This is a genomic window from Gordonia mangrovi (assembly GCF_024734075.1).
Classification (GTDB): Bacteria; Actinomycetota; Actinomycetes; order Mycobacteriales; family Mycobacteriaceae; genus Gordonia; species Gordonia mangrovi.
Window position 1 is genome coordinate 3,166,620 of the sequence record NZ_CP102850.1, and the last position, 26,074, is coordinate 3,192,693.

At 65.9% G+C, this 26,074-nt stretch carries 20 protein-coding genes and 3 pseudogenes; 11 read left to right on the top strand and 12 right to left on the bottom strand.

The window, feature by feature from the left end:
• Positions 1 to 51: 51 nt before the first annotated feature.
• A complete protein-coding gene (locus tag NWF22_RS14345; RefSeq protein ID WP_160904182.1) occupies positions 52 to 909 on the bottom strand; it encodes an alpha/beta fold hydrolase in 858 nt (285 codons plus the stop codon).
• A 72-nt stretch (positions 910 to 981) separates the two neighbouring features.
• Between NWF22_RS14345 and NWF22_RS14350 the strand changes: the two genes are divergently transcribed.
• From NWF22_RS14350 to NWF22_RS14365, 4 genes and pseudogenes are all read left to right on the top strand, one after another.
• The gene (locus NWF22_RS14350; protein WP_160904183.1) at positions 982 to 1,584 is read left to right on the top strand and encodes a TetR/AcrR family transcriptional regulator; all 603 of its coding nucleotides are present in this window, start codon (positions 982 to 984) and stop codon (positions 1,582 to 1,584) included.
• 85 nt (positions 1,585 to 1,669) lie between these two features.
• Positions 1,670 to 2,428, top strand: a complete 759-nt coding sequence (locus tag NWF22_RS14355) for a VOC family protein (RefSeq protein ID WP_160904184.1) — start codon at positions 1,670 to 1,672, stop codon at positions 2,426 to 2,428.
• Positions 2,429 to 2,671: 243 nt separating this feature from the next.
• Positions 2,672 to 5,218: an ATP-dependent Clp protease ATP-binding subunit gene (locus tag NWF22_RS14360; RefSeq protein ID WP_160904185.1), complete on the top strand. Its 2,547-nt coding sequence runs from the start codon at positions 2,672 to 2,674 to the stop codon at positions 5,216 to 5,218.
• Positions 5,219 to 5,734: 516 nt separating this feature from the next.
• Positions 5,735 to 6,310 (top strand): annotated as a pseudogene (locus NWF22_RS14365) (IS110 family transposase); the annotation flags it as partial.
• A 61-nt stretch (positions 6,311 to 6,371) separates the two neighbouring features.
• On the opposite strand, the pseudogene NWF22_RS14370 reads toward NWF22_RS14365, so the two are convergent.
• Positions 6,372 to 7,189: pseudogene (locus NWF22_RS14370) on the bottom strand (transposase).
• 56 nt (positions 7,190 to 7,245) lie between these two features.
• Between NWF22_RS14370 and NWF22_RS14375 the strand changes: the two are divergent.
• A pseudogene (locus tag NWF22_RS14375) lies at positions 7,246 to 7,905 on the top strand (transposase); the annotation flags it as partial.
• A gap of 72 nt (positions 7,906 to 7,977) precedes the next feature.
• Here NWF22_RS14375 and NWF22_RS14380 read toward each other — a convergent pair.
• Both NWF22_RS14380 and NWF22_RS14385 read right to left on the bottom strand, forming a co-directional pair.
• Positions 7,978 to 9,234 (bottom strand): RNA polymerase sigma factor, encoded by a 1,257-nt coding sequence (locus tag NWF22_RS14380; protein ID WP_258321151.1) that lies wholly within the window; start codon positions 9,232 to 9,234, stop codon positions 7,978 to 7,980.
• Entirely contained in the window at positions 9,207 to 9,632 is a 426-nt protein-coding gene (locus NWF22_RS14385; RefSeq protein ID WP_160903697.1) for a YciI family protein, read from the bottom strand. The genes NWF22_RS14380 and NWF22_RS14385 overlap by 28 nt, the downstream gene beginning before the upstream one ends.
• A gap of 206 nt (positions 9,633 to 9,838) precedes the next feature.
• On the opposite strand from NWF22_RS14385, the gene NWF22_RS14390 reads away from it, so the two are divergent.
• On the top strand, positions 9,839 to 10,684 hold the full coding sequence (locus NWF22_RS14390; RefSeq protein WP_160903696.1) for an enoyl-CoA hydratase-related protein: 846 nt from the start codon (positions 9,839 to 9,841) through the stop codon (positions 10,682 to 10,684).
• 13 nt (positions 10,685 to 10,697) lie between these two features.
• On the opposite strand, the gene NWF22_RS14395 is transcribed toward NWF22_RS14390, so the two are convergent.
• The 5 genes from NWF22_RS14395 to NWF22_RS14415 all read right to left on the bottom strand — a co-directional run bounded on the left by NWF22_RS14395 (position 10,698) and on the right by NWF22_RS14415 (position 16,558).
• The gene (locus NWF22_RS14395; protein ID WP_160903695.1) at positions 10,698 to 11,339 is read right to left on the bottom strand and encodes a DUF305 domain-containing protein; all 642 of its coding nucleotides are present in this window, start codon (positions 11,337 to 11,339) and stop codon (positions 10,698 to 10,700) included.
• Positions 11,336 to 12,808: an LVIVD repeat-containing protein gene (locus NWF22_RS14400; RefSeq protein ID WP_160903752.1), complete on the bottom strand. Its 1,473-nt coding sequence runs from the start codon at positions 12,806 to 12,808 to the stop codon at positions 11,336 to 11,338. Before NWF22_RS14400 ends, NWF22_RS14395 begins: the two co-directional genes overlap by 4 nt.
• A gap of 227 nt (positions 12,809 to 13,035) precedes the next feature.
• Positions 13,036 to 14,310, bottom strand: a complete 1,275-nt coding sequence (locus NWF22_RS14405; protein WP_373691905.1) for an MFS transporter — start codon at positions 14,308 to 14,310, stop codon at positions 13,036 to 13,038.
• An 824-nt stretch (positions 14,311 to 15,134) separates the two neighbouring features.
• Positions 15,135 to 15,794, bottom strand: coding sequence for a 3-oxoacid CoA-transferase subunit B (locus tag NWF22_RS14410; protein ID WP_160903694.1), 660 nt, complete (start codon positions 15,792 to 15,794; stop codon positions 15,135 to 15,137).
• Complete coding sequence (locus NWF22_RS14415; RefSeq protein ID WP_258321152.1) at positions 15,791 to 16,558, bottom strand: CoA transferase subunit A; 768 nt, start codon at positions 16,556 to 16,558, stop codon at positions 15,791 to 15,793. The genes NWF22_RS14410 and NWF22_RS14415 overlap by 4 nt, the downstream gene beginning before the upstream one ends.
• 163 nt (positions 16,559 to 16,721) lie before the next feature.
• On the opposite strand from NWF22_RS14415, the gene NWF22_RS14420 reads away from it, so the two are divergent.
• Together NWF22_RS14420 and NWF22_RS14425 are read left to right on the top strand one after the other, a co-directional pair.
• Positions 16,722 to 17,492: an IclR family transcriptional regulator gene (locus NWF22_RS14420; protein WP_160903692.1), complete on the top strand. Its 771-nt coding sequence runs from the start codon at positions 16,722 to 16,724 to the stop codon at positions 17,490 to 17,492.
• A 435-nt stretch (positions 17,493 to 17,927) separates the two neighbouring features.
• Complete coding sequence (locus tag NWF22_RS14425; protein ID WP_160903691.1) at positions 17,928 to 19,142, top strand: MFS transporter; 1,215 nt, start codon at positions 17,928 to 17,930, stop codon at positions 19,140 to 19,142.
• 10 nt (positions 19,143 to 19,152) lie between these two features.
• Here NWF22_RS14425 and pdxR read toward each other — a convergent pair whose 3' ends face one another.
• Positions 19,153 to 20,610 carry a MocR-like pyridoxine biosynthesis transcription factor PdxR gene (gene pdxR, locus NWF22_RS14430; RefSeq protein WP_160903690.1) on the bottom strand — a complete coding sequence of 486 codons (1,458 nt, stop codon included), beginning with the start codon at positions 20,608 to 20,610 and terminating at the stop codon, positions 19,153 to 19,155.
• A gap of 150 nt (positions 20,611 to 20,760) precedes the next feature.
• Complete coding sequence (locus NWF22_RS14435; protein ID WP_160903689.1) at positions 20,761 to 21,576, bottom strand: SDR family NAD(P)-dependent oxidoreductase; 816 nt, start codon at positions 21,574 to 21,576, stop codon at positions 20,761 to 20,763.
• A 176-nt stretch (positions 21,577 to 21,752) separates the two neighbouring features.
• Here NWF22_RS14435 and NWF22_RS14440 point away from each other — a divergent pair, with 176 nt between their 5' ends.
• From NWF22_RS14440 to NWF22_RS14450, 3 genes are read left to right on the top strand one after another with little or no spacing between them, the layout of a single operon-like run.
• A complete protein-coding gene (locus tag NWF22_RS14440; RefSeq protein ID WP_258321153.1) occupies positions 21,753 to 23,105 on the top strand; it encodes an aspartate aminotransferase family protein in 1,353 nt (450 codons plus the stop codon).
• Positions 23,102 to 24,373, top strand: a complete 1,272-nt coding sequence (locus NWF22_RS14445; RefSeq protein WP_160903688.1) for a Glu/Leu/Phe/Val family dehydrogenase — start codon at positions 23,102 to 23,104, stop codon at positions 24,371 to 24,373. The genes NWF22_RS14440 and NWF22_RS14445 overlap by 4 nt, the downstream gene beginning before the upstream one ends.
• A 10-nt stretch (positions 24,374 to 24,383) precedes the next feature.
• Complete coding sequence (locus tag NWF22_RS14450) at positions 24,384 to 25,094, top strand: sulfite exporter TauE/SafE family protein (protein ID WP_160903687.1); 711 nt, start codon at positions 24,384 to 24,386, stop codon at positions 25,092 to 25,094.
• A gap of 55 nt (positions 25,095 to 25,149) precedes the next feature.
• Here the strand turns inward: NWF22_RS14450 and NWF22_RS14455 are convergent, their stop codons facing one another.
• The gene (locus tag NWF22_RS14455; protein ID WP_233751628.1) at positions 25,150 to 25,998 is read right to left on the bottom strand and encodes an IclR family transcriptional regulator; all 849 of its coding nucleotides are present in this window, start codon (positions 25,996 to 25,998) and stop codon (positions 25,150 to 25,152) included.
• Positions 25,999 to 26,074 lie beyond the last annotated feature (76 nt).

The following is a 26,074-nucleotide window of genomic DNA, read 5'->3' on the forward strand; positions in this document are numbered from 1 at the left end:
CTGCCGGGTCGCGCGGGTCCGTTCGGTTCACGCCGGCCGACCGCACCCGCGTCAGTTGTCCGACCGAGCCGACGCCGCGACCACGCCGTCCGCGACGGCCTGAGGTTGATCGAGCGAGACGAAGGTGCGTGCGTGCGGCACCTCGATGAACCGCGCGTCGCCGAAGACGTCCGCGAAGCGGCGGCCGTGCTCGAGGGTGAAGCACCGATCGCTGGTACCCCACACCATGGTCACCGGCACCTGGACCCGCGACATCCGTGGCGTGACCGCTGCGAGGTCGGCGGGATCGATCTCGTGCAGGAATGCGATGAGGTCGTCGCGGATGCGTGCGTCGGTGCGCAGCGGTTCGAACACCGACCGGGTCAGGCCGGGGTCGGGATCGGTGACGAGCAGACCGACGCCGAGCGACGAATGCCGCAGCGTGCGCCACCGCATCGTCTCCATCAGCGGCTTGAGGAGCAGTCGTTGTCGCAGTAGCGCAAACACCAGCTGAAATGGTTGTGGCGGAAAAAGGTCGAACGCATCGCAATTGGTGAACACCAGCGCGCCGACGAAACCCGGGTCGTCATCGAGCGCGAATTGGCTGATTGCCCCACCGGTGTCGTTGGCCACCAACGTGGCATCGGCCAGGCCGAGTCGGTCGACGAACTCGCGGAGCAGCCGCGCCGCACCGCGTGGACTCCGATCCGCAGACGGGCCCCACGGGATGTGATGCGACCCGAGCGGCATCGTCGGCGCATAGCTGCGGTATCCCCGCTCCGCCAGGATCTCGGCCACCGGCTGCCACAGCCGATGGTCGACGGCGACGCCGTGCATGAACACGATCGGCGGGTGCGCACTCTTGTCGGGGCCGTACGTCGTGTATTCGACGGTGCCGGAGGGAAGCGTGATTGTCGAGGTCGTGGTCATGATGGTGGGGCCTCTCGCATAGGCTGATATCTCACTTACGAACACTCGGTATGAAAGTTACGTGCAGGCTGTATGAAAGTCAATCGTCGTACGCAGGCGGAACGAACAGAGGCGACTCGCTCGGCGTTGATCGCCGCGGGGCGAAGCCTGTTCGGTGAACACGGCTACGCCGCTGTCGGCACCCAGGCCATCGTGGCGGCCGCAGGTGTGACCCGCGGTGCGCTCTACCACCAGTTCGACGACAAGAAGGGTCTGTTCGCCGCGGTCTACGACCAGGTTGAACAGGACATCACCACGGAGGTGGCCGACCGGGTCGGAGATCTGGCCGTCGCTGATCCGTTGGCTGCACTGAAGGCCGGGGTGCGGGTCTTTCTGGACCGGGTGACCGACCCGGCGGTGCACATGATCTCGCTGGTGGATGCGCCGTCAGTGCTGGGGTGGAGCGAGTGGCGGGCCCGGGGCGAGGAGTTCGGCTTCGCGCTGATCGAGGGCATACTGCAGGCCGCCATTGCGGTTGGGCAGATCGACGACCAGCCGGTGCGCCCGATCGCGCACGTCGCCATCGGGGCGCTCGATGAATCCGCGTTGTATGTTGCCGCCGCCGATGACAAGGACACCGCCACCGCAGAGGTCCTCGTCGTGCTCGATCGGATCATCGACTCGTTCCGACGCTGAGCTGTGTCCCGGCGCTGAGCTGTGTCGCCGCCCTGGCGATGCGGATACCGATGACTTCTGCGGACGCGGCCGGTCAGTATGGAACATGGCCACCGCGACGATTTCCTCCATGCTCCTGTCCAGCGACGACCCGAAGCGCCTCGCGCGCTGGTATGCCGCCGTCTTCGAGGCCGAGATCCAGACCGACCCGGATGCGCCGGGCTACGAGATCATGGAACTCGACGGGTTCCACATCATGTTCGACCAGCGCGACGACGTGTCGGGCCGCAACGTCGGGGGTGCCCGCCAGATCCTGAACGTGGAGGTCGACGACCCGGTCGCCACGGCCGCCCGGATCGATGCGAGCGGCGCCGAGTGGATCAGCCCGCTCGAGGACAAAGGTGGCGGCAGCTACTTCGGCACCCTCACCGACCCGGACGGCAACTGGCTGCAGATCGTCCGGATCTCCGACGAACTCGAGGCGCAGATGAGCGCGCCGACGTCGGCGTACAGCAGTTTCGCGGTCTGCGACCTCGACGCCGCGGCGACGTTCTACCGCGATGTGCTCGGGATGCGGGTTCTGCGCCTGGAGATGGGGGTGCTGGGCGTGCGCATCAACCGCACCACCACGGTGCTGGTCTACCCGAAGCCCGACCACCGGCCGGCCGGGTTCACTGTCCTCAACATCCCCGTCCCTGACCTGGAACAGGCGGTCGATGATCTCGTCGCCCGAGGTGTCGAGTTCCTGCGATACGACCACTTCGAGCACGACGAGCGGGGGATAGCGCGAGGCGGCGACGACGGGCCAGACCTCGCCTGGTTCGCCGATCCGTCCGGAAACGTGCTCGCCCTGCAGCAGAAATAGGCTTTTCAGCAGTACGTTCGCTCTCGGCGTACTGGGCCCGGAACACACCGTCGACGTGCGCGGTTGTACATGCAGAACCCCCGCCATGACCATTTCGTGAATGATCTGCGACCGGCGTTAACTGTAGCTGCACCTGAAGCGACCACTAGAGTGGAAGCAGGCTGGTCGTCACCCATGACACCGCTGCAGTCGACGCCGCTGTGGTCACCGACGGCCGGGGCGCTAGCAACGTGAGGGAGAACAATGTTCGAACGGTTCACCGACCGCGCTCGACGAGTCGTCGTGCTCGCCCAAGAAGAAGCGCGGATGCTCAACCACAACTACATCGGCACCGAGCACATCCTCCTGGGTCTCATCCACGAGGGTGAGGGCGTGGCCGCCAAGGCCCTCGAGTCCCTCGGGATCTCCTTGGAGGGTGTCCGCAGCCAGGTCGAGGAGATCATCGGCCAAGGTCAGCAGGCGCCGTCGGGGCACATCCCGTTCACGCCGCGGGCCAAGAAGGTCCTGGAGCTCTCGCTGCGCGAGGCGCTGCAGCTCGGCCACAACTACATCGGTACCGAGCACATCCTCCTCGGCCTCATCCGTGAGGGCGAGGGCGTGGCCGCCCAGGTGCTGGTCAAGCTGGGTGCCGACCTCAACCGGGTCCGTCAGCAGGTGATTCAGCTGCTGAGCGGTTACCAGGGCAAGGAACCACAGGAGGCCGGCACCGGTGGGCGCTCCACCGAGCAGGGCACCCCGTCGACCTCGCTGGTGCTCGACCAGTTCGGTCGCAACCTGACCGCAGCCGCGGCCGAGGCCAAGCTCGACCCGGTCATCGGGCGCGAGAAGGAAATCGAGCGGGTCATGCAGGTGCTGAGCCGCCGCACCAAGAACAATCCGGTGCTCATCGGCGAGCCCGGCGTCGGCAAGACCGCCGTCGTCGAGGGCCTCGCACAGGCCATCGTCAACGGCCAGGTGCCCGAGACACTCAAGGACAAGCAGCTCTACACCCTGGACCTCGGTTCGCTGGTCGCGGGCAGCCGCTACCGCGGTGACTTCGAGGAACGCCTCAAGAAGGTGCTCAAGGAGATCAACACCCGCGGCGACATCATCCTGTTCATCGACGAGCTGCACACGCTGGTCGGGGCGGGTGCCGCCGAAGGTGCGATCGACGCCGCGAGCATCCTGAAGCCGAAGCTGGCCCGCGGTGAGCTGCAGACCATCGGTGCGACCACCCTCGACGAGTACCGCAAGTACATCGAGAAGGACGCCGCCCTCGAACGCCGGTTCCAGCCGGTGCAGGTCGGCGAGCCGTCGGTGGAGCACACCATCGAGATCCTCAAGGGTCTGCGCGACCGCTACGAGAGCCACCACCGGGTGTCCATCACCGACGGCGCACTCGCCGCGGCTGCGACGCTGGCCGACCGCTACATCAACGACAGGTTCCTGCCGGACAAGGCGATCGACCTGATCGACGAGGCCGGTGCGCGGATGCGTATCCGCCGGATGACGGCGCCGCCGGACCTGCGCGAGTTCGACGACCGGATCGCCGAGGCGCGCAAGGAGAAGGAATCCGCGATCGACGCGCAGGACTTCGAGGCCGCCGCCAATCTCCGTGACAAGGAGAAGCAACTGGTCGGCGAGCGCGCGGAGCGGGAGAAGCAGTGGCGCAGCGGTGACATGGACGTCGTGGCCGAGGTCGACGACGAGCAGATCGCCGAGGTCCTGGGCAACTGGACCGGCATCCCGGTGTTCAAGCTCACCGAGGAGGAGACCACCCGTCTGCTCCGGATGGAGGAGGAGCTGCACAAGCGGATCATCGGCCAGGAGGACGCGGTCAAGGCCGTCTCCAAGGCGATCCGCCGCACCCGCGCCGGCCTGAAGGACCCGAAGCGTCCATCGGGCTCGTTCATCTTCGCCGGCCCGTCCGGTGTGGGTAAGACCGAGCTGTCCAAGGCGCTGGCGAACTTCCTGTTCGGTGAGGACGACGCGCTCATCCAGATCGACATGGGTGAGTTCCACGACCGGTTCACCGCGTCGCGGCTGTTCGGTGCTCCTCCCGGCTATGTCGGGTACGAAGAGGGCGGTCAGCTCACCGAGAAGGTGCGCCGCAAGCCGTTCTCGGTGGTCCTGTTCGACGAGATCGAGAAGGCGCATCAGGAGATCTACAACACCCTGTTGCAGGTCCTCGAGGACGGCCGCCTCACCGACGGTCAGGGACGCACGGTCGACTTCAAGAACACCGTGTTGATCTTCACCTCGAACCTCGGTACGAGTGACATCTCCAAGGCCGTCGGTCTGGGCTTCACCTCCGGTGACGACTCGACGTCGAACTACGAGCGGATGAAGCTCAAGGTCAACGACGAGCTCAAGAAGCACTTCCGGCCGGAGTTCCTCAACCGTATCGACGACGTCATCGTGTTCCACCAGCTGACGCAGCAGGAGATCATCGAGATGGTCGATCTCATGATCACCCGCGTCGAGCAGCAGCTGAAGAACAAGGACATGGCCATCGAGCTGACCGACAAGGCCAAGGGGCTGCTCGCCAAGCGTGGCTTCGACCCCGTGCTCGGTGCCCGTCCGCTGCGACGCACCATCCAGCGTGAGATCGAGGATCAGCTCTCGGAGAAGATCCTGTTCAACGAGCTGACCGCGGGTCAGATCGTACTGGTCGACGTCGAAGGCTGGGACGGCGAGGACGACGGCGAAGACGCCCGGTTCGTCTTCAGCGGCTCGGAGAAGCCCCGAGAGCTGCCCGACGCCCCTGCCGAGCTGACCAATGCCGGCGAGGGCAAGGGCGAAGCGAGCTAAGCCCGAGGCAGATACCCCACAACGACGACACCACCTTGCTTTCCGAAGCAAGGTGGTGTCGTCGTTTCGGGGCGTTTAGTCGCTGTTTCCGGTGGTCGAGTGGTCGTTGTTCCCGGTGGTCGAGTGGTCGCTGTTTCCGGTGGTCGAGTAGTCGCGAGCCGCTAGGCGAGCGTCGTATCGAGACCACTTGAGCCGCAAGCGATCTCGATACGCCCTCGCCTAGCGGCTCGGCCTACTAATGGGAGCTACTGGGTCTGGTCGTGAGTTTGGGTCAGACTTGGTGTTGGTGGCTGCTGCTGGGTGAGCACTCGTGCCTACGGAACCGTTGATGGCGAGTTCTGGATCGAGACCGTGCCCCTGGTGGTCGGCCAAGAGGGTGTGATTGCTGCTGGGATGTCGTGCCGGCTCCGATGTGGTTTCGGGGTGTGAGCACTGAACCATTAGTTCGCGAGGGTCCTCCGGCCAGCTGCCGTGTTGAACAATCGACGGCTTGGTAGCTGTGAGGAGGCACCGGCAGTGGCAGTGTTGTTCGTCGGGGATGATTGGGCCGAAGACCACCACGATGTCGAGTTTCAAGACGAGCGTGGGCAGGTGTTGCGGCGGGCGCGGTTGCCTGAGGGGATCGCCGGGATCGAGAGGTTCGGGGAGATCGCGGCGACCTTCCTCGACGAGGGCGATCAGCCTGACCAGGTGCTGGTGTGTATCGAGATCGATCGCGGTCCGTGGGTCAACGCGTTGATCGCTGCGGGGTATCGGGTATTTGGAGTCGATCCCAAACAGGCCCATCGCTACCGCGAGATCGTGGTCAGTTCGGGCGCCAAGAGCGACAAGGGTGATGCGCATGCGCTGGCCGAGATGCTGCGGAGTCGTCGCCACCAGTTGCGGGAAAGTGGTGGGGACTCCGAGATCGCGGACGCGGTCAAGGTGGTGGCCCGCGCGCATCAGACGATGATCTGGGAACGCACGCGCCACATGCTGCGGGTGCGTGCGGCGCTGCGCGAGTACTTCCCGGCGATCCTGCTGGTGTGTTCGGCGTTGGATCTGGAATTGACGAGCCGGCCGATCCTGGGCTTGCTGACCAAGGCGCCGACCGAGCTTGTCAAGATGTCTGTGTAAGAACGTCGCTCCTTGATTTTCTGTCGGTTGCTGCGGGTCAGTTCAGGTGCGGTTCGATGCGTTCGGGGTAGGCCAGGGCGAGCTGGCCGAGGGCCCGTTTCCAGTTGGTGACGACTTGGCCCTCGACGAGCCGTCCGGGGGCCTGTGGGCTGCCCTGGCCGCGTTTGCCGCGTTGTTTATCCCGTGCGATGGCTCGTTTGTCCTCGATGTCGCAGATCGCCAACCAGAGCAGTTTGCGGACCGCGGCATCGTTCGGGAAGTGGCCGCGGTTCTTGATGATCTTGCGGAGCTGATAGTTCAGCGACTCGATCGAGTTGGTGGTGTAGATGACCTTGCGCAGTTCCGGCGGGAACTCCAAGAACGGGATGAACCGGTCCCAGGCACGGTCGAACGCCTGGGTCGCGCTGTCATCCCGCCGGCATACAGCGAGATGATGATGTCATCGAGCCCGCCGAGCCGCCGAGATCCGCGCGGCACCAGACGCGGGGTGAACGAGCCGTCACGGTCGCGGGGGATGTTCAACGTGACCGGCCCGACCTCCGACGCCACCGTTTTCGCCGTCGTCCCGTTACGGGCGTTCGGTAGCTCCCGGCCGGCCGGATCGCCCTTCTCGTAGCCGAGATGATCGGTCAGCTCGGCCCTCAAGCCGCGCTCGAGAGCGACTTTGATCAGCCCCGGGATCAGGCCACCTTCGCCGGTGATCTGGATCTGACCAGAGTCGATCTGGGCCAGCAGCCCATCGATCATGCCCGAGGCCTCCAACGCCTGCGCCACCTCCGCGGTCGAGCGAGGCTCAGCCAACTCCGGCAGCTGCTCCTCGTCGTGCTGATTGTCGCTGTCTGTCGCCATGCTCATAGATCTTCCTCTCACTACCGAGCACCGGACTTACACAGAACATCTGACACCTCCCGCCGACCCCGGCGCGGGCGGCGAAGCTGACCAAAAGCCAGATCCTGCCCCTCCTCAAGGGTCGCCGCAACAAAGACACCAAAGCTGTTGAGATACAACAGATCCTACGCGGACAGCACCTCGGCCAACCTGATCGGGTCACCGACGCCTACGCGGCCTCGGTGCGCGCCTCGGTGGCGGTGCTGGGTGTGGTGATCGAGCAGATCGACGAGCTCGCCGGCGAGGTCGATGCCCATTTTTCCCAGCACCCGGACCATGAGATCTACCTCAGCCAGCCCGGCATGGGGCCGACCGTGGGACCCCGGGTGCTCGCCGAGTTCGGGGACGACCCGTTACGTTTCCGCAACAGCAAAGCCCGCCGCAACGCGGCGGGCACCAGCCCCATCACGAAACAGTCGGGCAAATCGCGGATCGTCTCCGCCCGCTACGTCCACAACGACCGACTCGTCGACGCCCTGATGGCCCAGGCCCACGGAGCCTTCATGCACGACGACGGCGCCCGCGCCTACTACCGCAAACAACGAGCCCGAGACGTCGACCACAACGCCGCGCTACGCCAACTCGCCAACCGCCTCGTCGGCATACTCCATGGCTGCCTGGCCCGCGGTATCCCCTACGACCCCGCCACCGCATGGAAGGACCAAACCACCGCCGCGGCTTGACATCAAACCTTCAGGGATGTCTCGATCAGCGGATTGCGCTGCAGGCCTACTCGACCAGGGTTCGAACACCAGTCACAACGCCGCGATCTTGTCCTCCAGCACCCGACGTTGAGCGCCGTTGGTGGCCAGCTCGCGGGCCCGGCACAGTTCGGCTCGCGCCTCCTCGGTCCGGCCCAACTGCGCGAGCAACTCACCGCGCACGCTCGGCAACAGATGAGATCCGGCCAGTTTCGCCACGTCGACCTCCGCGTCGAGCACCGTGAGCGCGTCGTGCGCGCTGGCCGCCATCGACACCGCGACCACCTTGTTCAAGGTGACCACCGGATTGCCGGTGAGCTGTTCGAGTGCCTCGTACAGGATCACGATCTGTGGCCAGTCGGTGTCCTCTACCGTCGTGGCGCGGGAGTGGCAGGCCGCGATTGCCGCCTGCAACGAGTACGGTCCGCGACCCCGACCGAGGGTGTCGACGCGGTCGAGCGCCGCGAGCCCCCGGGAGATCTGACCACGATCCCACCGGTGACGATCCTGCTCGGCGAGCAGGACTGGACGGCCATCGGCATCGCGCCGCGCAGCGAACCGTGACGACTGCAGTTCCATCAACGCGACGAGACCGTGCACCTCCGGTTCCCGCGGCACCAGTGCGGCGAGCACCCGGCCCAACCGCAGGGCTTCCGCCGCCAGATCCTGCCGCATCCAGCTATCGCCGGCTGTGGCGGCGTATCCCTCTGTGAAGATGAGGTAGATGACCGCGAGCACACCGTTGAGCCGTTGCGGCCATTGCGCCGGGTCGGGCACCTCGTAGGGCACTCGCGCCGCCGACAACGTCTTCTTGGCGCGCACGATCCGCTGCTGGATCGTCGGGACCGAGGTGAGGAACAACCGGGCGAGTTCCTCGGAACTCAGGCCACCGACCACCCGCAGCGTGAGCGCCACCTGCGCGTCCCGCTTCAGGACTGGGTGGCATGCGACGAACACCAGCTTCAGCACGTCGTCGCGGACGGGCACCCACTCGTCGTCGTCGACTTCGGAGAGGTCGCGGGCGATCATCTGATAGCGCTCGTCGAGCCGTTCCTGCCTGCGCCATCCGTCGATGGCCCGCCGCTTGGCCACTGAGGTCAGCCAGGCGCCGGCGTTGCGCGGAACGCCGGCGCCCGGCCACTTCTCGAGTGCCTCGGCCACCGCCTCCTGAGCGAGATCCTCGGCGAGGCCGACGTCGCCGACGATGCGGGCCAGTGTCGCCACAACACGACTGCCCTCGATGCGCCACACCGCATCGATCGTGCGTCGGATCTCGGGATCGGTCACGCCGTCCCGAGCTGTTCGCGCCACCCCTTCTCCTTTTGGACGTACTCGTTGTCGGAGTACTCCTCGAAGTCGGTTTCATCGCTCACGCGTCGCACCTCGAGTTTCACGCCCGGACCGAGTGGTGCCTTCTTCGCCCATTGCGCGGCCTCCTCCTTGCTGGAGACCTGCAGAATCCAGAAGCCGTTGAACAGTTCGTGGATCTCCCCGTAGGGGCCGTCGGTGACCAGGGGGTCCTCGTCGGCGGAAAAGCTCACCACGAAACCCTCTGACGCATCCGTAAGTCCCTCGCCCGCAAGCAGCACACCGGCGTTGATCATCTCCTCGTTGTAGCGGCCCATCGCGTTGATGATCTCGGTGAAGTCGACATCGGCGGCTGCGGCTTCGGCTTCGGCGGTGGAGCGCATGATCAGCATGTACTTCATGGTCTTGCCTTTCTCTGGTGAACATCTCTCGGGAATCAGGGCTCGTTCGATGCCCCTCATCACTACGTCGAACGAGACGAGCGCAGATCGACACTGCGCCCAGAATAATTTCTCGACGGCCGGCCGCGGAGGCTGTCTGGTGGAGTGCCGGGCCCCATTCGCGAGACTTCACGAACGATCGCTCGGTCGTCGAGTACGTTGAATCGGTGACCTCTCCGACCGAGCAGACCGCCGAACAGCACACCGTCCTCGAACGCGACGGTGATGTCGCGATCATCCGCCTCAACCGACCCGACCGGCTCAACGCCTTCACCCACCAGATGGGGGAGGAACTGATCGCCGTTTTCGACGAGACCGACGCCGACGACTCGGTGCGGGCCGTGGTGATCACCGGGACCGGCCGTGCGTTCTGCGCCGGCGCCGACCTCGGTGGCGGCGCCACCACGTTCGAACTCGAACAGCAGGAACCGGGTGAGGTGCCCCGTGACATGGGCGGGCAGGTCACACTGCGCATCTTCGAATCACTCAAACCGGTGGTGATGGCCGTCAATGGTGCGGCCGCCGGCGTCGGGGTGACCATGACCTTGCCCGCCGACGTTCGCATCGCCTCCGACGACGCGAAGTTCGGCTTCGTCTTCGCCCAACGGGGATTGGTGCCCGAGGCGGCCTCGACGTGGTTCCTGCCGAAACTGGTCGGACTGCCGACGGCCCTGCAGTGGACGATGGGCGCCAAGATGGTGCCCGTCGCCGAGGCGCATGAGCGGGGGCTGGTGCAGCAGGTGGTGCCCAAGGACGAGGTGCTCTCGACGGCGATCGCGACGGCGCGTGAGATGACGTCGACGACGGCCCCGGTCTCGGTGGCGTTGACCAGGCAACTGCTGTGGCGGATGGCCGGCGCGCCCAGCCCGTGGGACGCCCATCGCGCCGACTCCAAGGCGATCTATTACCGCGGCACCATGGCCGACGTCGCCGAGGGCGTCACCTCGTTCTTGGAGAAGCGGCCCGCCACCTTCACCGACCGCGTCTCCACAGACCTGCCGGACATCTTCTGACGGCTCGGGGGTGTCACGTCGGCAGGGGCTGCGCGTCACGCTCCCGCAGCATCAGCGTCATCTGGCCGATCTCGTCGCCCTGCTCCCCGATCATGGTGAGCGCGAGCTGCTTGGTCGGCGAGCTCGACCGAGGGTCGTTGTATGCCGCCTGGGCCATCTCCAGCCCTCCACGATGATGTCGGATCATCAACTGCAGGAACAGGATCTCCGCGTCGCGGCCGTGTGCGGCGGCCAGTCGGTCCAGTTCGTCGATGCTGGCCATGCCGGGCATCGGCGGTGCGTCGGCGGTCGATGCGTGGGAGTGCCCGTCGGTCGTGGCCATCCAGGACATCGGGTGCTCGGTGGTCACGGGCAGTGAGAACCAGGTCAGCCAGCCGCGCATGGTGGCGGCTTCCGCGGCCTGCGCAGCCGTCATGCGGTCGGCGAGTCCGCGAATCTGCGGGGCCGCATCACGGGACAGACTCGCGCACATCAGGATTGCCTGATCGTGGTGTGTCGACATGTCCTGGGCGAAGCCCACATCGACGATGCTCGGCGCCGGTGGCTGTGCGTCGGAATCAGTGTGGGTCTGCCAGGCCATGCCGAACACCACACCCACCGTGACCAGCAATGTGGCGACGCCCAGGGTGCCGAGAATGCGTACCGCAGAGCTCATCCGAGGTATGAGTCCTGGTCGGGCGGCGGGGTGTACACCCGGGAACTCAGTTTCATGGCGTAGAAACCACCGTCTGCGCAGGTGGTCCAGATCTGATTGCCGCGCCACTCCGGCGGTGAGAAGCACCAGTCGGTGGCCATGTCACCGCCGACCAGCATGCCCGTGCGCGGCCCGATCATCTCCTCGAATCGGACCTTCCCGTTCAGGATCGACATGCCCAGGCTGAGGAACTCGACGGCGGGCACGCCCGACGCCGACGCCAACACATGCGGAGAGTTGGGCAGGTCGACGACCGTCGCATTCTTCTGGGCCGGCGGATTGAAGTAGCCGATCTCCTTGATCTTCTTGATGTTCCGGATGTCGAACACGCGGATGCCCGACGACTCCCACGAACACGCGAGTGCGGTGGGGTTGTCGCGTCGATCGACCGCGCAGTAGTGCGGGTTGCTGCTGAAGACACCGCCGCCCATCGATGACCGCAGGTTGGTGTCGAGGTTTTCGGGCAGGTTGATCTCGAGTTTGATCTGGGCGACGTATCCGGGCTTGTTCACCCGGCTCACATCGAAGAATTTCACACCGCCGGAACCGAGTTCGTCGACGGTGATGATGTGCGGGCGGCCCCGGTAGGTCACCGGGATGGTGTGCTGATTCACCTGCCCGTCCGGCCAGAGGTATGCCGCCTCGTGCGGGACCTGCGGGTAGGGGGCACGACGCTGTACGTCGCTGATGTCGAGAACGGTCACGCCCGCCGCATTGGACAGGAACATTCGGTTTCCGTCGGGGGTGATGCCGAAGCCATGGCCGAGGAAGCTGTGCAAACCTTGCCAGATGACGCGTGGCACAGCAGGATTCGAGATGTCGATGGCGGTCAGGTGGCCGGGGAAGATGCCCGACGCCCAGTAGGTTCGGCCATCGGGTGAGAACCCGCCCTCATGGGAGGTGAACGGCAGCGGTGTTGCCGTGCCCGGGCCGCGGTTCAGCAGTTTTGGGTGCGCGCAATCGGAGATGTCGTACACCGAGAAGAAGCCGCCACCCCAGAGCAGCGGAACAGACGTGGCGGCCAGCAGTTTGCGTTTCTTGTTGACCTTCAGCGTCTCCCAGGTTCCCCCGCGCATCGCGGGCTCGGTCAGTGAGCCGACGATCCGGGGATTGCGGGGATCGGCCACGTCGACCACTTGCACGCCGGGCTGCGGCACCAGGTTGGTGCCGGGAAACAGGCTGCCGGTGTAGCTGCAGTGATCGAAGGTCGCCGAAACTATGCCGCCACCGGAGCCGCGCACCTTCCCGAGCGCGGACATGTTGCAGCGGTAGCCAAGCCGGGACCGCCCCGAGTTGCGGTCCTCGGCGCTCACGTCGCCCTGCAGCCCGCGTTCGGGCAGGTCGCCGGGGCCGCATTCCGCTCTCGCGACCGACTTCTCCGAGATGTCGGGGAAGTAGTGGGTGGCGGCGCTCGCGGCAGCGGCGCTCATCGTCGCGAGCGTCACGGCAATGGCGAACAGTGCGCACGACACCAGCGCCCGGTGGCCGGGCGAGGATCGATGCGCGTCGACGAGCAGCGATCGGTGAGACACAGCCGACTCCCCAGAGAGTTGGACAGTTGATCCAATCAACTTAGCGTCGGTTGTCGAGGGAGTGGGCGGTTTCGGCGATATCGGCCGCCGGCGACGTGAACCCGGCTATCCGAGTTCCATCAGCGTCATTGTTCGGTCGACGTCATCCGCACCGGCCCCTGTCGATTCCCGCGGCGCCACACCGCTGCCCCGAGCGCAGCCGCCACAAAACACGAGGCGGCGCCCACGCCGAGACCCACACGGGCATCGGTGACCTCGCTGATGGCGCCGATGATGGGTCCGCCGATCGGGGTCGAACCCATGAATGCCACCGACCACAGCGACATCACCCGTCCACGCATCTGCGGGTCTGCGTTGAGTTGCAGTGTCGCGTTGCCCGTGGACATGAACGTCACGCTGAGCCATCCGACAAAGAACAATGCACCGATCGCGACCGGCAGCGAGGGCGCGATCGCCGTGGCCGCGATTGTCACGCCCAACCCCGCCGCCGCGATGGTCAGCGGGCGCAGGCCGGTGGTGCCACGCGCGGCGACGATCAGACCGCCGACAACGGCGCCGACCCCCATCGCCGAGGTCATGAACCCGAGAGCCTCGGGGCCACCGTCGAACGTACCCGCCGCGGCCGCCGGCAACGACACCTGGAACTCGTAGGCCAGCGTGCCGACCAGCGCCATCATCACCAACGGAATCCACAGCGCAGGGGAGCCGCGGACGTAACGCAGCCCGTCGCGCAGTTGGCCCCTCGCTCGGACGATGGGTTCCTCGTGCTGGATGGTCGCAGTGTTCATCGCGACCAGGGACACGACCACCGCCACAAAACTGAGCGCGTTGATCGCAAAGCACCATCCGGCGCCGACCGCTGCGAGAACGAGCCCGGCGACGCCGGGGCCGACGGCTCTCGCCGCGTTGACCATCACCGAGTTCAGCGTGACGGCGTTGCGGATCAGCGCCTCGCCGACCACCTGATGGATGAACGCCTGGCGGGCCGGGTTCTCGAAGGCGTTGTTGAGGCCCACGAGAAGAGCCAGCACGGCGACGTGCCAGATCTGCACCCACCCGCCGAGCGTGAGTATCGCCAGGATGCCGGCGAGGACCCCCATGATCGCCTGCAGCACGATCATCAGCCTGCGGCGGTCGACCCGGTCGGCGATCACCCCCGCGTACGGCCCGAGCAGTAGGATGGGGAGAGCCTGCAGGGCGACGATCGCACCCAGCACCGAGGCCGACCCGCTGAGCGTCAGAACCAGCCACGCCTGGGCTGTCATCTGCATCCAGGTGCCAGTCAGCGACAGGGACTGTCCGGCGAAGTACAGCCGATAGTTCGGGTTGGACAAAGAGGCCAAAGCGCCCGTCGGTGTTTCGCCGTCCGCTCTCAGCTCGGGCGTACGTCGACGGGACACAAGGATCCATCCTATGCCGCCGAATCCCGGCACCCGATCCGCGGATGCGCGCGGTCACCGCACCGGCGCACCCACTCAGGGCGTCGACGAACGTCCGGTTCAGTTCGCCAACCGCTCGGCACGGCACGGCGTGTCGCGTTGCTGCCAGGCCGTCGCACGGACCTGAACGGCCTGACCGTCGCAGAGACGCCATCCCTATTTGGCCGGCGCCGGGCACCTGGATGCAAGGGCGTTCGCCAGCGCGATGCGCAAGGTGGCCCGGCGCTGTCCGAGGCGCATCGCCGCCAGTCGGTCCACTCCGTTCCGCGGGTCCTTGCGACCCAAAGTTCTTTTGCGCGACCCAGAGGAGGTGCTGCGCCCTGGCTCGTGCAGCAGGGGATGCTCGACGGACGACGTGCCGGATATCGCAGGCGCGGCGATGGTCGGGCCGGGGATCGGCATGTCGACCTCCCCACCGGGCGACCGGTCGCTTTCCCACACCTAGCTCCACCTAGCTCCCACCTAGCTCCACCTGGCTCGGTCTCCGGACACAGTCCGGGCTGTGGACGATTCGGCAACCGGACGCGTGCGCAGCGGATGATACTGCTCGAGCGTTCCAGTGAGGTAGTGGAGCCCGAATGGCTGCGGTGCGCGATGGACTGCGCGCGAGCTGTGCGCGGCGACAACCACCCCGCCGGACAACACTGCGGATCGAGCCGGAAGTCCTGCCTCAGATCGTTCGCGCTACGCAGCGAGCCGTCGACGGCGCTGTTGGGCGTCGGAGCGGTTGGTTGACGTGAGCTGAGCCTGTGTGGATGTCGGCGCGTACCTCGCGCGCCGACATCTCAGTCCACCGCGACGGTGAGTTCGGCTCCGGTACTGGCGATCACGTGTTCCACGGTGACCCCCGGAGCGACTTCGGTCAGCGTCAGGACGCCGTCGCCGACCACGTCGATCACCCCGAGGTCGGTGATCACCCGGTTGACGACACCTGCTCCGGTGAGTGGCAACGTGCATGTGTCGAGGATCTTCGGTTCCCCGGTGCGGGTGGTGTGTTCCATCAGCACGATGACGCGGCGGGCGCCGTGAACGAGGTCCATTGCGCCGCCCATGCCCTTGACCATCGCACCGGGGACCATCCAGTTGGCGAGGTCGCCGGTGCGCGACACCTGCATGCCGCCCAGGACGGCGGTGTCGATGTGGCCGCCGCGGATCATTCCGAACGAGAGCGACGAGTCGAAGAAGGCGGCTCCCGCGTTCACCGTGACCGTTTCCTTGCCCGCGTTGATCAGGTCGGGGTCCACCTCGTCGTCCGCCGGGTATCCGCCGGTGCCGAGGATGCCGTTCTCCGAATGCAGCGTGACCTGGACACCGGCGTCGAGATGTCCTGGGATCAGGGTCGGCAGGCCGATACCCAGGTTCACGTATTCGCCGTCGGTCAGCTCGCGTGCACCCCGGGCGGCCATCTGCTGCCGTGTCCAGCCGGTGACGGTGGCGGTGCTCATCGGGTGCCCTCCTGAGGCGAGCTGGTGGTGCGCTTCTCGATTCGTTTGTTCTGTCGGCCGGTGTGCACGACTCGCTGGACGAAGACGCCCGGCAGGTGGACGTTTCCGGGATCGAGGGTGCCGGGTTCGACGAGTTCTTCGACCTGCGCGATCGTGATCCGGCCGGCCATCGCGGCCAGCGGGTTGAAGTTCATGGCCGTCTTCTCGAAGACGAGGTTGCCCGCGGTGTCGCCGACGCGGGCGTGTACGAGCGCGAAGTCGGCGGTGATCGCCGATTCGAGGACGTACCGGGTGTCCCCGAACAGCCTGGTCTCCTTGGGTGGTGACGCGATGGCCACTGAGCCGTCGGCCGCGTAGCGCCATGGCATCCCGCCGTCGGCGATCGGGGTGCCGACGCCGGCGGGGGTGTAGAACGCCGGGACGCCGGTGCCGCCCGCGCGCAGTCGTTCGGCGAGGGTGCCCTGCGGGGTGAGTTCCACCTCGAGTTCACCGGCCAGGTACTGGCGGGCGAACTCCTTGTTCTCGCCGACGTAGGATGCGGTGACCCGACGAATCCGTCCGCGTGAGAGGAGGATTCCCAGGCCGTGGTCGTCCACTCCGCAATTGTTGGAGAAGACTTCGAGATCGGCTGCTCCCGATTCTGCGATCGCTTCGATGAGTCGGTCGGGAATGCCGCACAACCCGAATCCGCCGACCGCGAGCGTCGCGCCCGCGCCGATGTCGGCGACCGCCTCATCCGGCGTGTCGAATACCTTCGAAGACACCGTGTTCCTTTCTGTTCGTTCAGTGAACGCCCAACTTCTCTGGCGCCGAGTGTTCTGCATAGCAGGTAGAACCTGCAATATCGCTTGCGTCGTGGAGTGGAATTGCTCGCATGCTGACCTGGTTGGGACCCTGGCGTTCATTCAGTGGACGCTATGGTGAGGTATGCCCGCCGAGTCGAACAATCAGGTCATCGCCCGCGTGGCCGCGTTGCTGCGCACAGTGGGTGCCACCGATGTGGGTGGCGCCACCACCTCGGAACTGGCACGGGCGACCGACCTCGCCCGGCCGACGGTGCACCGACTGTTGAACGCGCTGGCCGCGGAGGGGATGGTGGACCGGGACCTGTCCAGCGGTCGATGGTCGCTGGGCCCGGAGCTGTATCTGTTGGGTGCCGGCGCCGCACTTCGGTACGACATCACCGGCACCGCGGGTGACATCGTCGAGCGTCTGGCACGTGAGACCGGCGAGAGTGCGTTCCTCTCGGCCCGGCGCGGCGACGAGACGGTCTGTCTCCTCGGGCGGGAGGGCAGCTTCCCGTTGAGATCGCATGTGTTGCACGAGGGCGTCCGGTTCCCGCTGGGGGTGGCCTCGGCCGGTCTGGCGATCCTCGGGCATCTTCCCGACCGCGACATCGACGACTACTTTGCCCGCGCCGAGCTGGAGTCGGCGTGGGGACCGGCGCATTCCGAGAGTGCCGTGCGAGAGCGCATCGGCCGCACGCGTCTTGACGGATATGCCACGAATCCGGCGCTGCTCGTCGAGGGCAGTTGGGGACTGGGCGCGGCGGTCTTCGACAGCCGCGGGCTGCCCGCGTGGGCGTTGAGCGTGACCGGGGTGCAGACACGCTTCACCGATGAACGCCGTATCGCGATGGGGCGGCTCCTCCTCGATTCGGCACAGCAACTGTCGGTGCGTCTGCGGGATTCACGCTGACCGCCCCACCGTCGGTCCGGGCGGCAAGGCGGTGGCCGGGCCGAAGTGGATTCGCCCCGCCCCACCTCATCGTCCGCCTCGTGGTGAGCGCGTGGCTGCCACCGTGTCGTCGGTCGACCGGTCGGCGCCCGCCGTGAGTTCGTGAAGGTGTCGGCCACCCAGTCGGCGACATAGCTGCTCGTTCGCGCCGTAGCCGCGCCGTGGCGTCAGGTGGTATCGGGCGGATCGATAGCACGGACCGACCTGAGAGGTGTGGCCAACGACCTGCGCGCGCACTGAGGGGGCCTGCCTGAACCTCCCAACGGGGAGCGAGTGGCTTCATGCTGGTTCTCGGGTGGTCCGCGACGTCCGCGCCCGAGCGGTTGTGGTCGGCCGCGATGCTCTCGCCGCTACAGACCATTCACCATCGCTCAACCGACGAAAGACGCTTCTGCCATGTCAACAACCGCTGCCACCGTCGACGACACCCGGGTCGGCCGGTTGCCATCGGTCATCTACGTACTCGCCGCCGGGGTATTCCTCATGGGCACCACGGAGTTCGTCGTTGCCGGCATCCTGCCGGAAATCGCCGACGGGATGAATGTGACCGTCGCCCACGCGGGCCTGATGATCACCGTGTTCGCCGTCGGCATGATCGTCGGCACCCCGTCGATGGCCATTCTCACGCTGCGGCTGTCGCGCCGACTCACCCTGACCCTCGCACTGGCGGTGTTCGCCGTCGGACACCTGATCGTAGCTGTGACCGACAGTTTCGCAGTGGTCCTCGGGGCTCGGTTTCTCACCGCCTTGGCCACCGGCGCCTTCTGGGCCGTCTCCGCGGTGGTGGGTGCCAAGGCCGCCGGGCCCGCGAGGGCGTCCAAGGCGCTCGGCATCGTGCTGGGCGGCGGAATGCTCGCCAACGTCATCGGCGTCCCGATCGGCGCTTTCGCCGGTCAGGCCATCGGATGGCGCGGCCCCTTCTGGGCGCTCGCTGTCCTCGCGGTGGTCGCAGCTGTCGTGATCTATCGGCAGGTCCCCGCCGACCGTGATCCGAACTCGACCCCATCCGTGCGTGCCGAACTCTCCGGCCTTCGCGACATGCGGGTCTGGCTCGTGCTGGCCGGCGCCGCGATTGTGTGCGGATCATCGCTGGCCGCATACAGTTTCATCGCGCCGCTGCTGACGCAGAATACGGGGCTCTCGCCGTCTGCGGTGCCCCTCGTGCTCGTCGGCTATGGTGTCGGCGCCTTCGTCGGGTCCAACCTCGGCGGGTCCTTCGGCGCGAGAAAGCCGTTCGCCGTCCTGTTCACCTCGGCCACAGCCACGCTGCTTGTGCTGGTTGCCCTCGCATTGTTGTCCCACAATGTGGTTGCGACGATTGTGCTGGTGGTGTTGCTGGGCTTGTTCGGCATGTCCACCAACCCGATCCTCGTCGGCATGGCCGTCCGCTTCGCAGATCAGGCGCCCACGCTCGCCGCGGCGCTCAGCACGGCGTCGTTCAACGCGGGCACTGCGGTCGGATCGTGGCTCGCCGGACGTGCCCTCGCCACGTCCCTCGGGGCCACCGGACCGATCGTCGTCGGGGCAGGTGTCGCCGCGCTCTACTTCCTACCTCTGTTGCTGTTGTTCCGGCGGGAGGGTGCAGTGGCGATGAGATCGAACAATCTGTAGGTGAAGTCACTTAGCCCTGTGTGGCGGCGCGTGATTCGCGGATCAGTTCCCCGAGGAGTGCGATGCCCGGCTCGATGGCGTCGTGAGGGATCGAGCCGAATCCCAATCGGAGGTAGTTGGGCTGCTCGGTGCCAGGGAGATAGTACCGCGAACCGTCGGCCACGAGGATGCCTTTCTGATGAGCGCGCCGAGCAACGTCCTCGGCATTCAGCCAATTCGGGCCCCGGTACCAGATGCACATCCCGCCGGGCGGGAATGTCGCGATCTCGTCGGCCGGTAGGTGCCGGACGGTTGCTGTGGTGATGGTCGCCCAATTCTGTTTGAGTCGCCGGCGTTGGGCCCGCAGTACCTTGTGGTACTCGCCGGACTGGATGAACAGACCCAATGCCCGCTGGATCTGTCCTGGTAGGTGTTTGGTGCGATGGTGTCGCTCAGCGCGGAGGGCATCGATCACTTCGGGTTCGGCAACCACAAAACCGATCCGGAGGCCGGCGGAAAGGAACTTCGTGAACGAGCCGAGGTAGATGACCCGCCCTGCGGTGTCGAGCGATTTCAGCGAGGGGGTTGGGCGTCCGCGAAATCTGAACTCACTGTCATAGTCGTCCTCGATTGCGAAGCCGTTGCGTTGAGCGAGTAACTGAAGCAGCAGATTTCGACGCTGAAGACTGAGGGTCACGTTGGTCGGGTGGTGATGTGAAGGCGTCAGATACGCCGCATCGAAATGCTCGGCCTGGTCGATTGCTGCGCCATGCGAATCGACCGGCATGGGGAGAAGTTTCGCGCCGGACCGGGCGAAGATGTGCATCGCGTCAAGGTAGCCGGGATTCTCCACCCCGATGACTTTGTCGGGCCCGAGCAACACGTCGGTGACCAACGACAAGCCTTGCTGCGCACCACTCGTGATGAGGACGTGATCGGGGGTGGCAGAGATGCCACGGGCCGGCAACACCTCACTGCATAGCGATTCGACCAGGAGCGGATCGTCCTCGTCGACCGAATCCCGGATGCTGTAGCGCAGGTGCGGCCCGCTCATGGCGTCGTTCAGTGCCCGCATCCAGGCCCGCACGGGGAACGACCGGAGCTCGGGTTGAGAGCTGATGAACGGGTACGGGTAGTCGAAGGCATCGGGGTAGCCGAGTGTCCGAGTCAGCTCCGGCGATTGACGGACACGAAGGATCGTCGACCAGTCCACTGCAGTCGAGGCGGCGGGACCGGGTTGCGGTGAGCTCTGCGCTGCCAGCGGTGCTGCCGCAAACAGTCCGATCCGTGGTCGGCTCTCGATCACACCGAGCGCGATCAGCTCGTCGTAGGCGGCGGTCACGGTGTTGCGCGAGACACCGAGCTCCTGGGCGAGGAAACGTGTCGACGGCAGGGGGCGTCCGTTGTCGTACAACCCCGCGGTGAGTCGTTCTTCCAGCAGCGCGCGAACACGGCGATACACAGGTATCGGCCCGGGGTCCTCCGACATGCATACCCCTCCCGACGGCGAGCTGGTACCAGGCTATCGCACCTGAATCTGTGCAAGGACGGATCCAGCGTCGGGTGGTGTGGTGTTGTGGAACCGTCACGTGGCGCCGGCGACATTGGCGGCGCGACGAGACGGTGGCTGATGCATGTGTCAGGCAGTGCGCCGGTGCACTCGCTGGGCGGACGTCTGATCACGCGTGAGGACGAGCATGGAGTCGATGTTCACGTGCGGGGGCCGGGAGACGATCCACGTCACGCATTCGGCGATGTCATCGGCGGTCAACGGCTCGATGCCGGCGTAGACCGCATCCGCGCGGTCCTGATCGCCGCGGAATCGAACAACCGAGAATTCCGTCTCGACAAGGCCGGGGTCGATCTGACAGACACGGATGGGCTCGCCGAGGAGCTCGAGACGCAGGACCCTCGTCAGCGCGCCCACCGCGTGCTTGGCAGCGTTGTACCCACCGCCGCCGAGGTATGGTTCGCGGGCCGCGATGGAGCCGATGGTGACCACAGTGGCGTTGGTGCTCTCGCGCAGCCGGGGCAGCAAGCCCTTGGTGACCCGAAGCACTCCCAGCACGTTGACGTCGAACATCGCGATCCAATCGGCCTCGTCGGCCGATTCGATGGGGTCAGCGCCGAGTGCGCCGCCGGCATTGTTTACCAGCACGTCGCAGCGTCCGATCGCGGCGCAAAAGGCGTCGACCGATGCGTTGTCGGTGACGTCCAGATGATGGGCGATTGCGCCGGTCTCCTCGGCCAGTGCCTCGAGGCGGTCGAGTCGGCGTGCACCCATCACCACCTGGAAGCCGAGCTTGCTCAGATGACGGACAGTTGCGGCGCCAATGCCACTGCTCGCGCCCGTCACCACCGCGACCGGGGTATGTGCATCGTCGGATGCTGTGGTCGACGAGGGCCGGTGATCGACCGTCGTCGAACTGTCACTGGGAAGGATGGATTCACTCATGAATCCATCGTGAAGCACAATCGGCTGAACTGACAGGGCCACTGACTGGGTGATCCAAGGGTGCCAGCTGCACCGCAACGCTGGCACCCTCATTCAAGTCCTGGTCTGGCTCTGGTGCATCGAATCGTACGGCCCCACCATGGGGTGGAATACATCCATCCACAAGAGGAGGGCCCGTGGCCGCGCCAGTCATCTCCACCGCACAAGTGACCTACGACACCGATCGTGCACACGTCTTTCATTCGTGGTCAGCGCAGAAGTCGTTGCGTCCGATGGTGATCGAACGTTCCGAAGGATGTCGGCTCTGGGATGGGGATGGACGCAGCTATCTCGACTTCACCTCTCAGCTGGTGTTCACCAACATCGGGCATCAGCACCCCCGGGTCGTCGCCGCGATCCAGGAGCAAGCAGCAAAGTTGTGCACGATCGCCCCTGCCCACGCGAATGACGCGCGTGCGGAGGCGGCACGTTTGGTGGCCGAGGTGGCACCGGACGGGATGGACAAGGTGTTCTTCACCAACGGTGGCGCCGATGCCAACGAGCACGCTGTGCGCATGGCGCGTTTGCACACCGGCCGTTACAAGGTGCTCTCGGCCTTCCGGTCGTATCACGGCGCCACCGCCGAGACCATCAACTTCTCCGGCGATCATCGCCGCTGGATCAACGACTATGGCAGCGCCGGTGCGGTCCACTTCCATGCCCCATTCCTCTACCGATCCGAATTCCACTCGGAGACCGAGCAACAGGAATGCGAGCGGGCGCTCGAGCACCTCGACTCGCTGATCCGGTTCGAGGGCCCCCAAGCCTTCGCAGCTCTGCTGATCGAGACCATTCCCGGCACCTCGGGAATCATGCCGCCGCCGCCCGGATATCTCGCGGGCGTCCGCGAGATCTGCGATCGCTACGGCATCGTGATGATCTGCGACGAGGTGATGGCCGGATTCGGTCGTACCGGGGCGTGGCTCGCTGTCGACCACTACGACGTCACGCCCGACCTCATCACGTTCGCCAAGGGCGTCAACTCGGGGTACGTGCCATTGGGCGGCGTCATCATCGGCGAGCGCATCGCGTCGACCTTCGACGATCGCGTCTACCAGGGGGGACTTACCTACTCGGGGCACCCGCTGGCGTGCGCTGCGGCGGTCGCCACCATCGAGACAATGCGCGACGAAGGTATCGTCGAGAACGCCGCCGCAATCGGTCGTGACGTGCTCGGTCCCGGGCTGCGCGCTCTCGCCGACAAACACCCGAGCGTCGGCGACGTCCGCGGACTCGGAGTGTTCTGGGCACTGGATCTGGTGCGTGACCGCGAAACAAAGGAGCCGTTGGCCCCGTACGGCGGCACCAGCCCGGCGATCGGTGAAACCCTTGCGGCGGCAAAGGATAACGGATTGCTGGTGTTCAATCAGTACCATCGCCTGCACATCGTCCCGCCGTGTATCATCACGCCCGACGAAGTCCGGGAGGGTCTCGCGATTCTCGACGCGGCTCTCGACGTCGCGGACTCGCACACCGTGAGTGACCGGTGACGATTCTAGATTCCGTCGAGTCGACGACAGGACCGTACGAGGATGCGTTGTCCCAATACCGGGCATCCGCCGAACGGCTGTCTCTGGAACCGGGAGTGCGTTCGGTGCTGGAGCATCCGCGGCGCGAGATGTCAGTGGCGGTTCCGCTGCTACGTGACGACGGTCGTCTGGAGATGCTGACCGGGTATCGTGTGCAGCACAACCTGGCTCGCGGACCCGGCAAGGGGGGCATCCGGTATAGCCCGCTGGTGGACCTGAACGAGGTTCGGGCGCTGGCCATGTGGATGACATGGAAATGTGCGCTGCTCGACATCCCGTACGGAGGTGCCAAGGGCGGTGTGACGATCGATCCCGCCGCTTGCACCGCTGCCGAACTGGAACGGGTGACCCGAAACTTCGTCAGCGGCATCGGGCCCATCATCGGCCCGGACACCGATATCCCGGCTCCGGATATCGGCACGGATGAGCGCACGATGGCATGGATCATGGATGCCTTCTCCACCAGTGCCGGTCGGTCGGTGCCCGGCGTGGTGACCGGGAAACCGCTGGCGCTCGGCGGATCACAGGGACGCGTCTCGGCAACCGCGCACGGGGTCGTGCACGTGGCCGGCTTGGCCCTGCACCATGCCGGCCTACGACATCGTCCGGCGACCGCAGCGGTACACGGGTTCGGCAATGTCGGTGCCTGGACCGCGAGTTTGCTTCACGAGAAGGGGCATTCAGTGGTCGCCGTCGCCGATCGGTTCGGTGCGGTGTTCAACGCTTCCGGACTCGACATCCCGGATCTGCGCCGTCACGTCGCGGAGACCGGAACGGTTCTGGGCTACCGGGAGGCCGAGCCGCTCGGTTGTTCCGACGATGTTCTCTCCCTCGATGTGGATCTTCTCATTCCGGCGTCGGTGGAGCGAGTGATTCACGACGGCAATGTCCGCCAGGTTCAGGCGACGGTTGTTGTCGAGGGTGCGAACGGACCGATCACCACCGCCGCGGGCGAATTTCTGAATGAGGCTGGGGTCGTGCTGGTTCCGGACAGCCTCGCGAACGCGGGTGGGGTGGTGGTCTCCTACTTCGAATGGGTTCAGGCGCAACAGGGTCTGTGGTGGGAAGCCGACGAGGTTCGTGGTCGACTCGATCTCCGGATGACGCAGGCCTGGGAACAGGTCGTCAGCAAGGCTGCCGCCGACGGAACCGGCTTGCGTGCCGCGGCGACCGATATCGCGGTGGCCAGGGTCGCGGAGGCGTGTCTGGCTCGCGGTCTCGGGCACTGAGAGCGCGCGCATGACGTCGCTCCTCGCAGCGATCGCAGTACTGTTCTTCGCTTCGATGCTGCAGTCCATCACCGGTTCCGGATTCGGCCTCGTCGCGGCGCCACTGTTGCTGATGGTTGATCCGGATCTCGTACCCGGCCCGCTGCTCGTACTCACTGTGGTCGCGATGGCTTCGGTCCTCTGGCGTGACGGACGATACTGCGACCTGCGGACAACAGTGCGGCTCGGTATTGCGTTGTTGCCCGGGGTCCTCGTGGGAGTATGGCTGATCTCCGCTGTCGACCCTGTTGTCCTGACCGCGGTGACCGCCGCGATGTCGATCGCCGCAGCCGTGGCGGCATTCGCGGGAGCCCGGCTGCCTCAGCGGAAGTCGATCCTCACCGGCGCCGGAGCACTCGGTGGTCTCATGGGGGTGATCGCCGCACTTCCGGGCCCCCCACTCGCACTGGCGTACGCCCCGGACGATAGACGCACCCTGCGGGCGACTCTATCTGTGTACTTCCTTGCGGTATCGGTGGTTTCGCTGATCATGCTGCATGTTGCCGGCGGTGCTGAGGTATTCGACTGGCGCAGCATGGCGGTCCTGGCTCCAGCGGTGGCACTCGGGGGGGCCACCGGTGGTCGGATCGCGAACCGGATATCGGTCTCCGGCGCACGCAGGGTCACATCGCTCGTGATCTTGATCGCCGGCAGCGTGCTCCTCGTGCGGACAGTAGCCTGACCGTTGAAACGATCACCGTTGACAGGTGAGGCTGCAGACTGAGGCGCTTGCGCCGTCAGGCGATCCCTTCGTCTTCGATCTTGCGGATCGCTCGAGCTGCTTCTTCGAGCGCCGGGAGGATCTCGAGGACGCGGGTCTCCGCCATTCGGAGCGCCGGCGCCTGGACCGCAAGGAACAGGTTCGACCGTCCTGTCTGTGGGATCGGCACGGCCGCGCAGACCAGACTGGGCAGATACTCCTCCACGTCGAGAGCCCAACCGCGCTGGCGGGTGCTGAGGAGTTCCTCCTCGAGGATGTCGAGGTCGGTGATGGTGCGCGGCGTCGATGCAATCAGGCGGGCCGGCTCCAGTAGTCGGCGCCGCTGGCTCGGAGACATCTGGGACAGGCCCATCTTCCCGCTGGCTGTGCAATGGATCGGCGCCCGGGACCCGGCCTCGACGACGAACCGAAGCGGCTGTGGAGTGTCGATGACGTCTACGTAGAGGACCTCATTGCCCGAGATCGTCGCTACGACACAGGTTTCTCCCAGATCGTTGACGAGATCACGGAGCACGGCCCGGCGCGCGCCGTGCTGGGTCGCGTTGAGAAGCAGGGACTCCGCGAACCGGCGGAGCCGTGGACCGGTGCCGTAGTGGCGGCCGTCCCCCTGTCGGATCAGGAGATCGGCGCCCTCGAGCTGCTGGAGCATGCGATGCAGAGTCGGCTTGGGGATCTGGGTCTCGGTCGTGAGGCTCTGCAGAGAGACGAATGAGTCCTTCGCGACGATGAGTTCCATCAGTCCGAACAGCCGGATGGCCGGACTGTCGCCATCGAGGTCCGCCCGTGCATAGGAGGACCCGCTCTCGGCTGTCGCGGTCTCCGCGGTCATGGTCTCGGCCGTGCCCGCAGGCGAGTGTCTATCCATATTCGAGAGTTTATACGTTTCTGTTCTGTTAATTGAGATGAAACCCGTTGACGCTGCTCATGGGCTTGGTTACCGT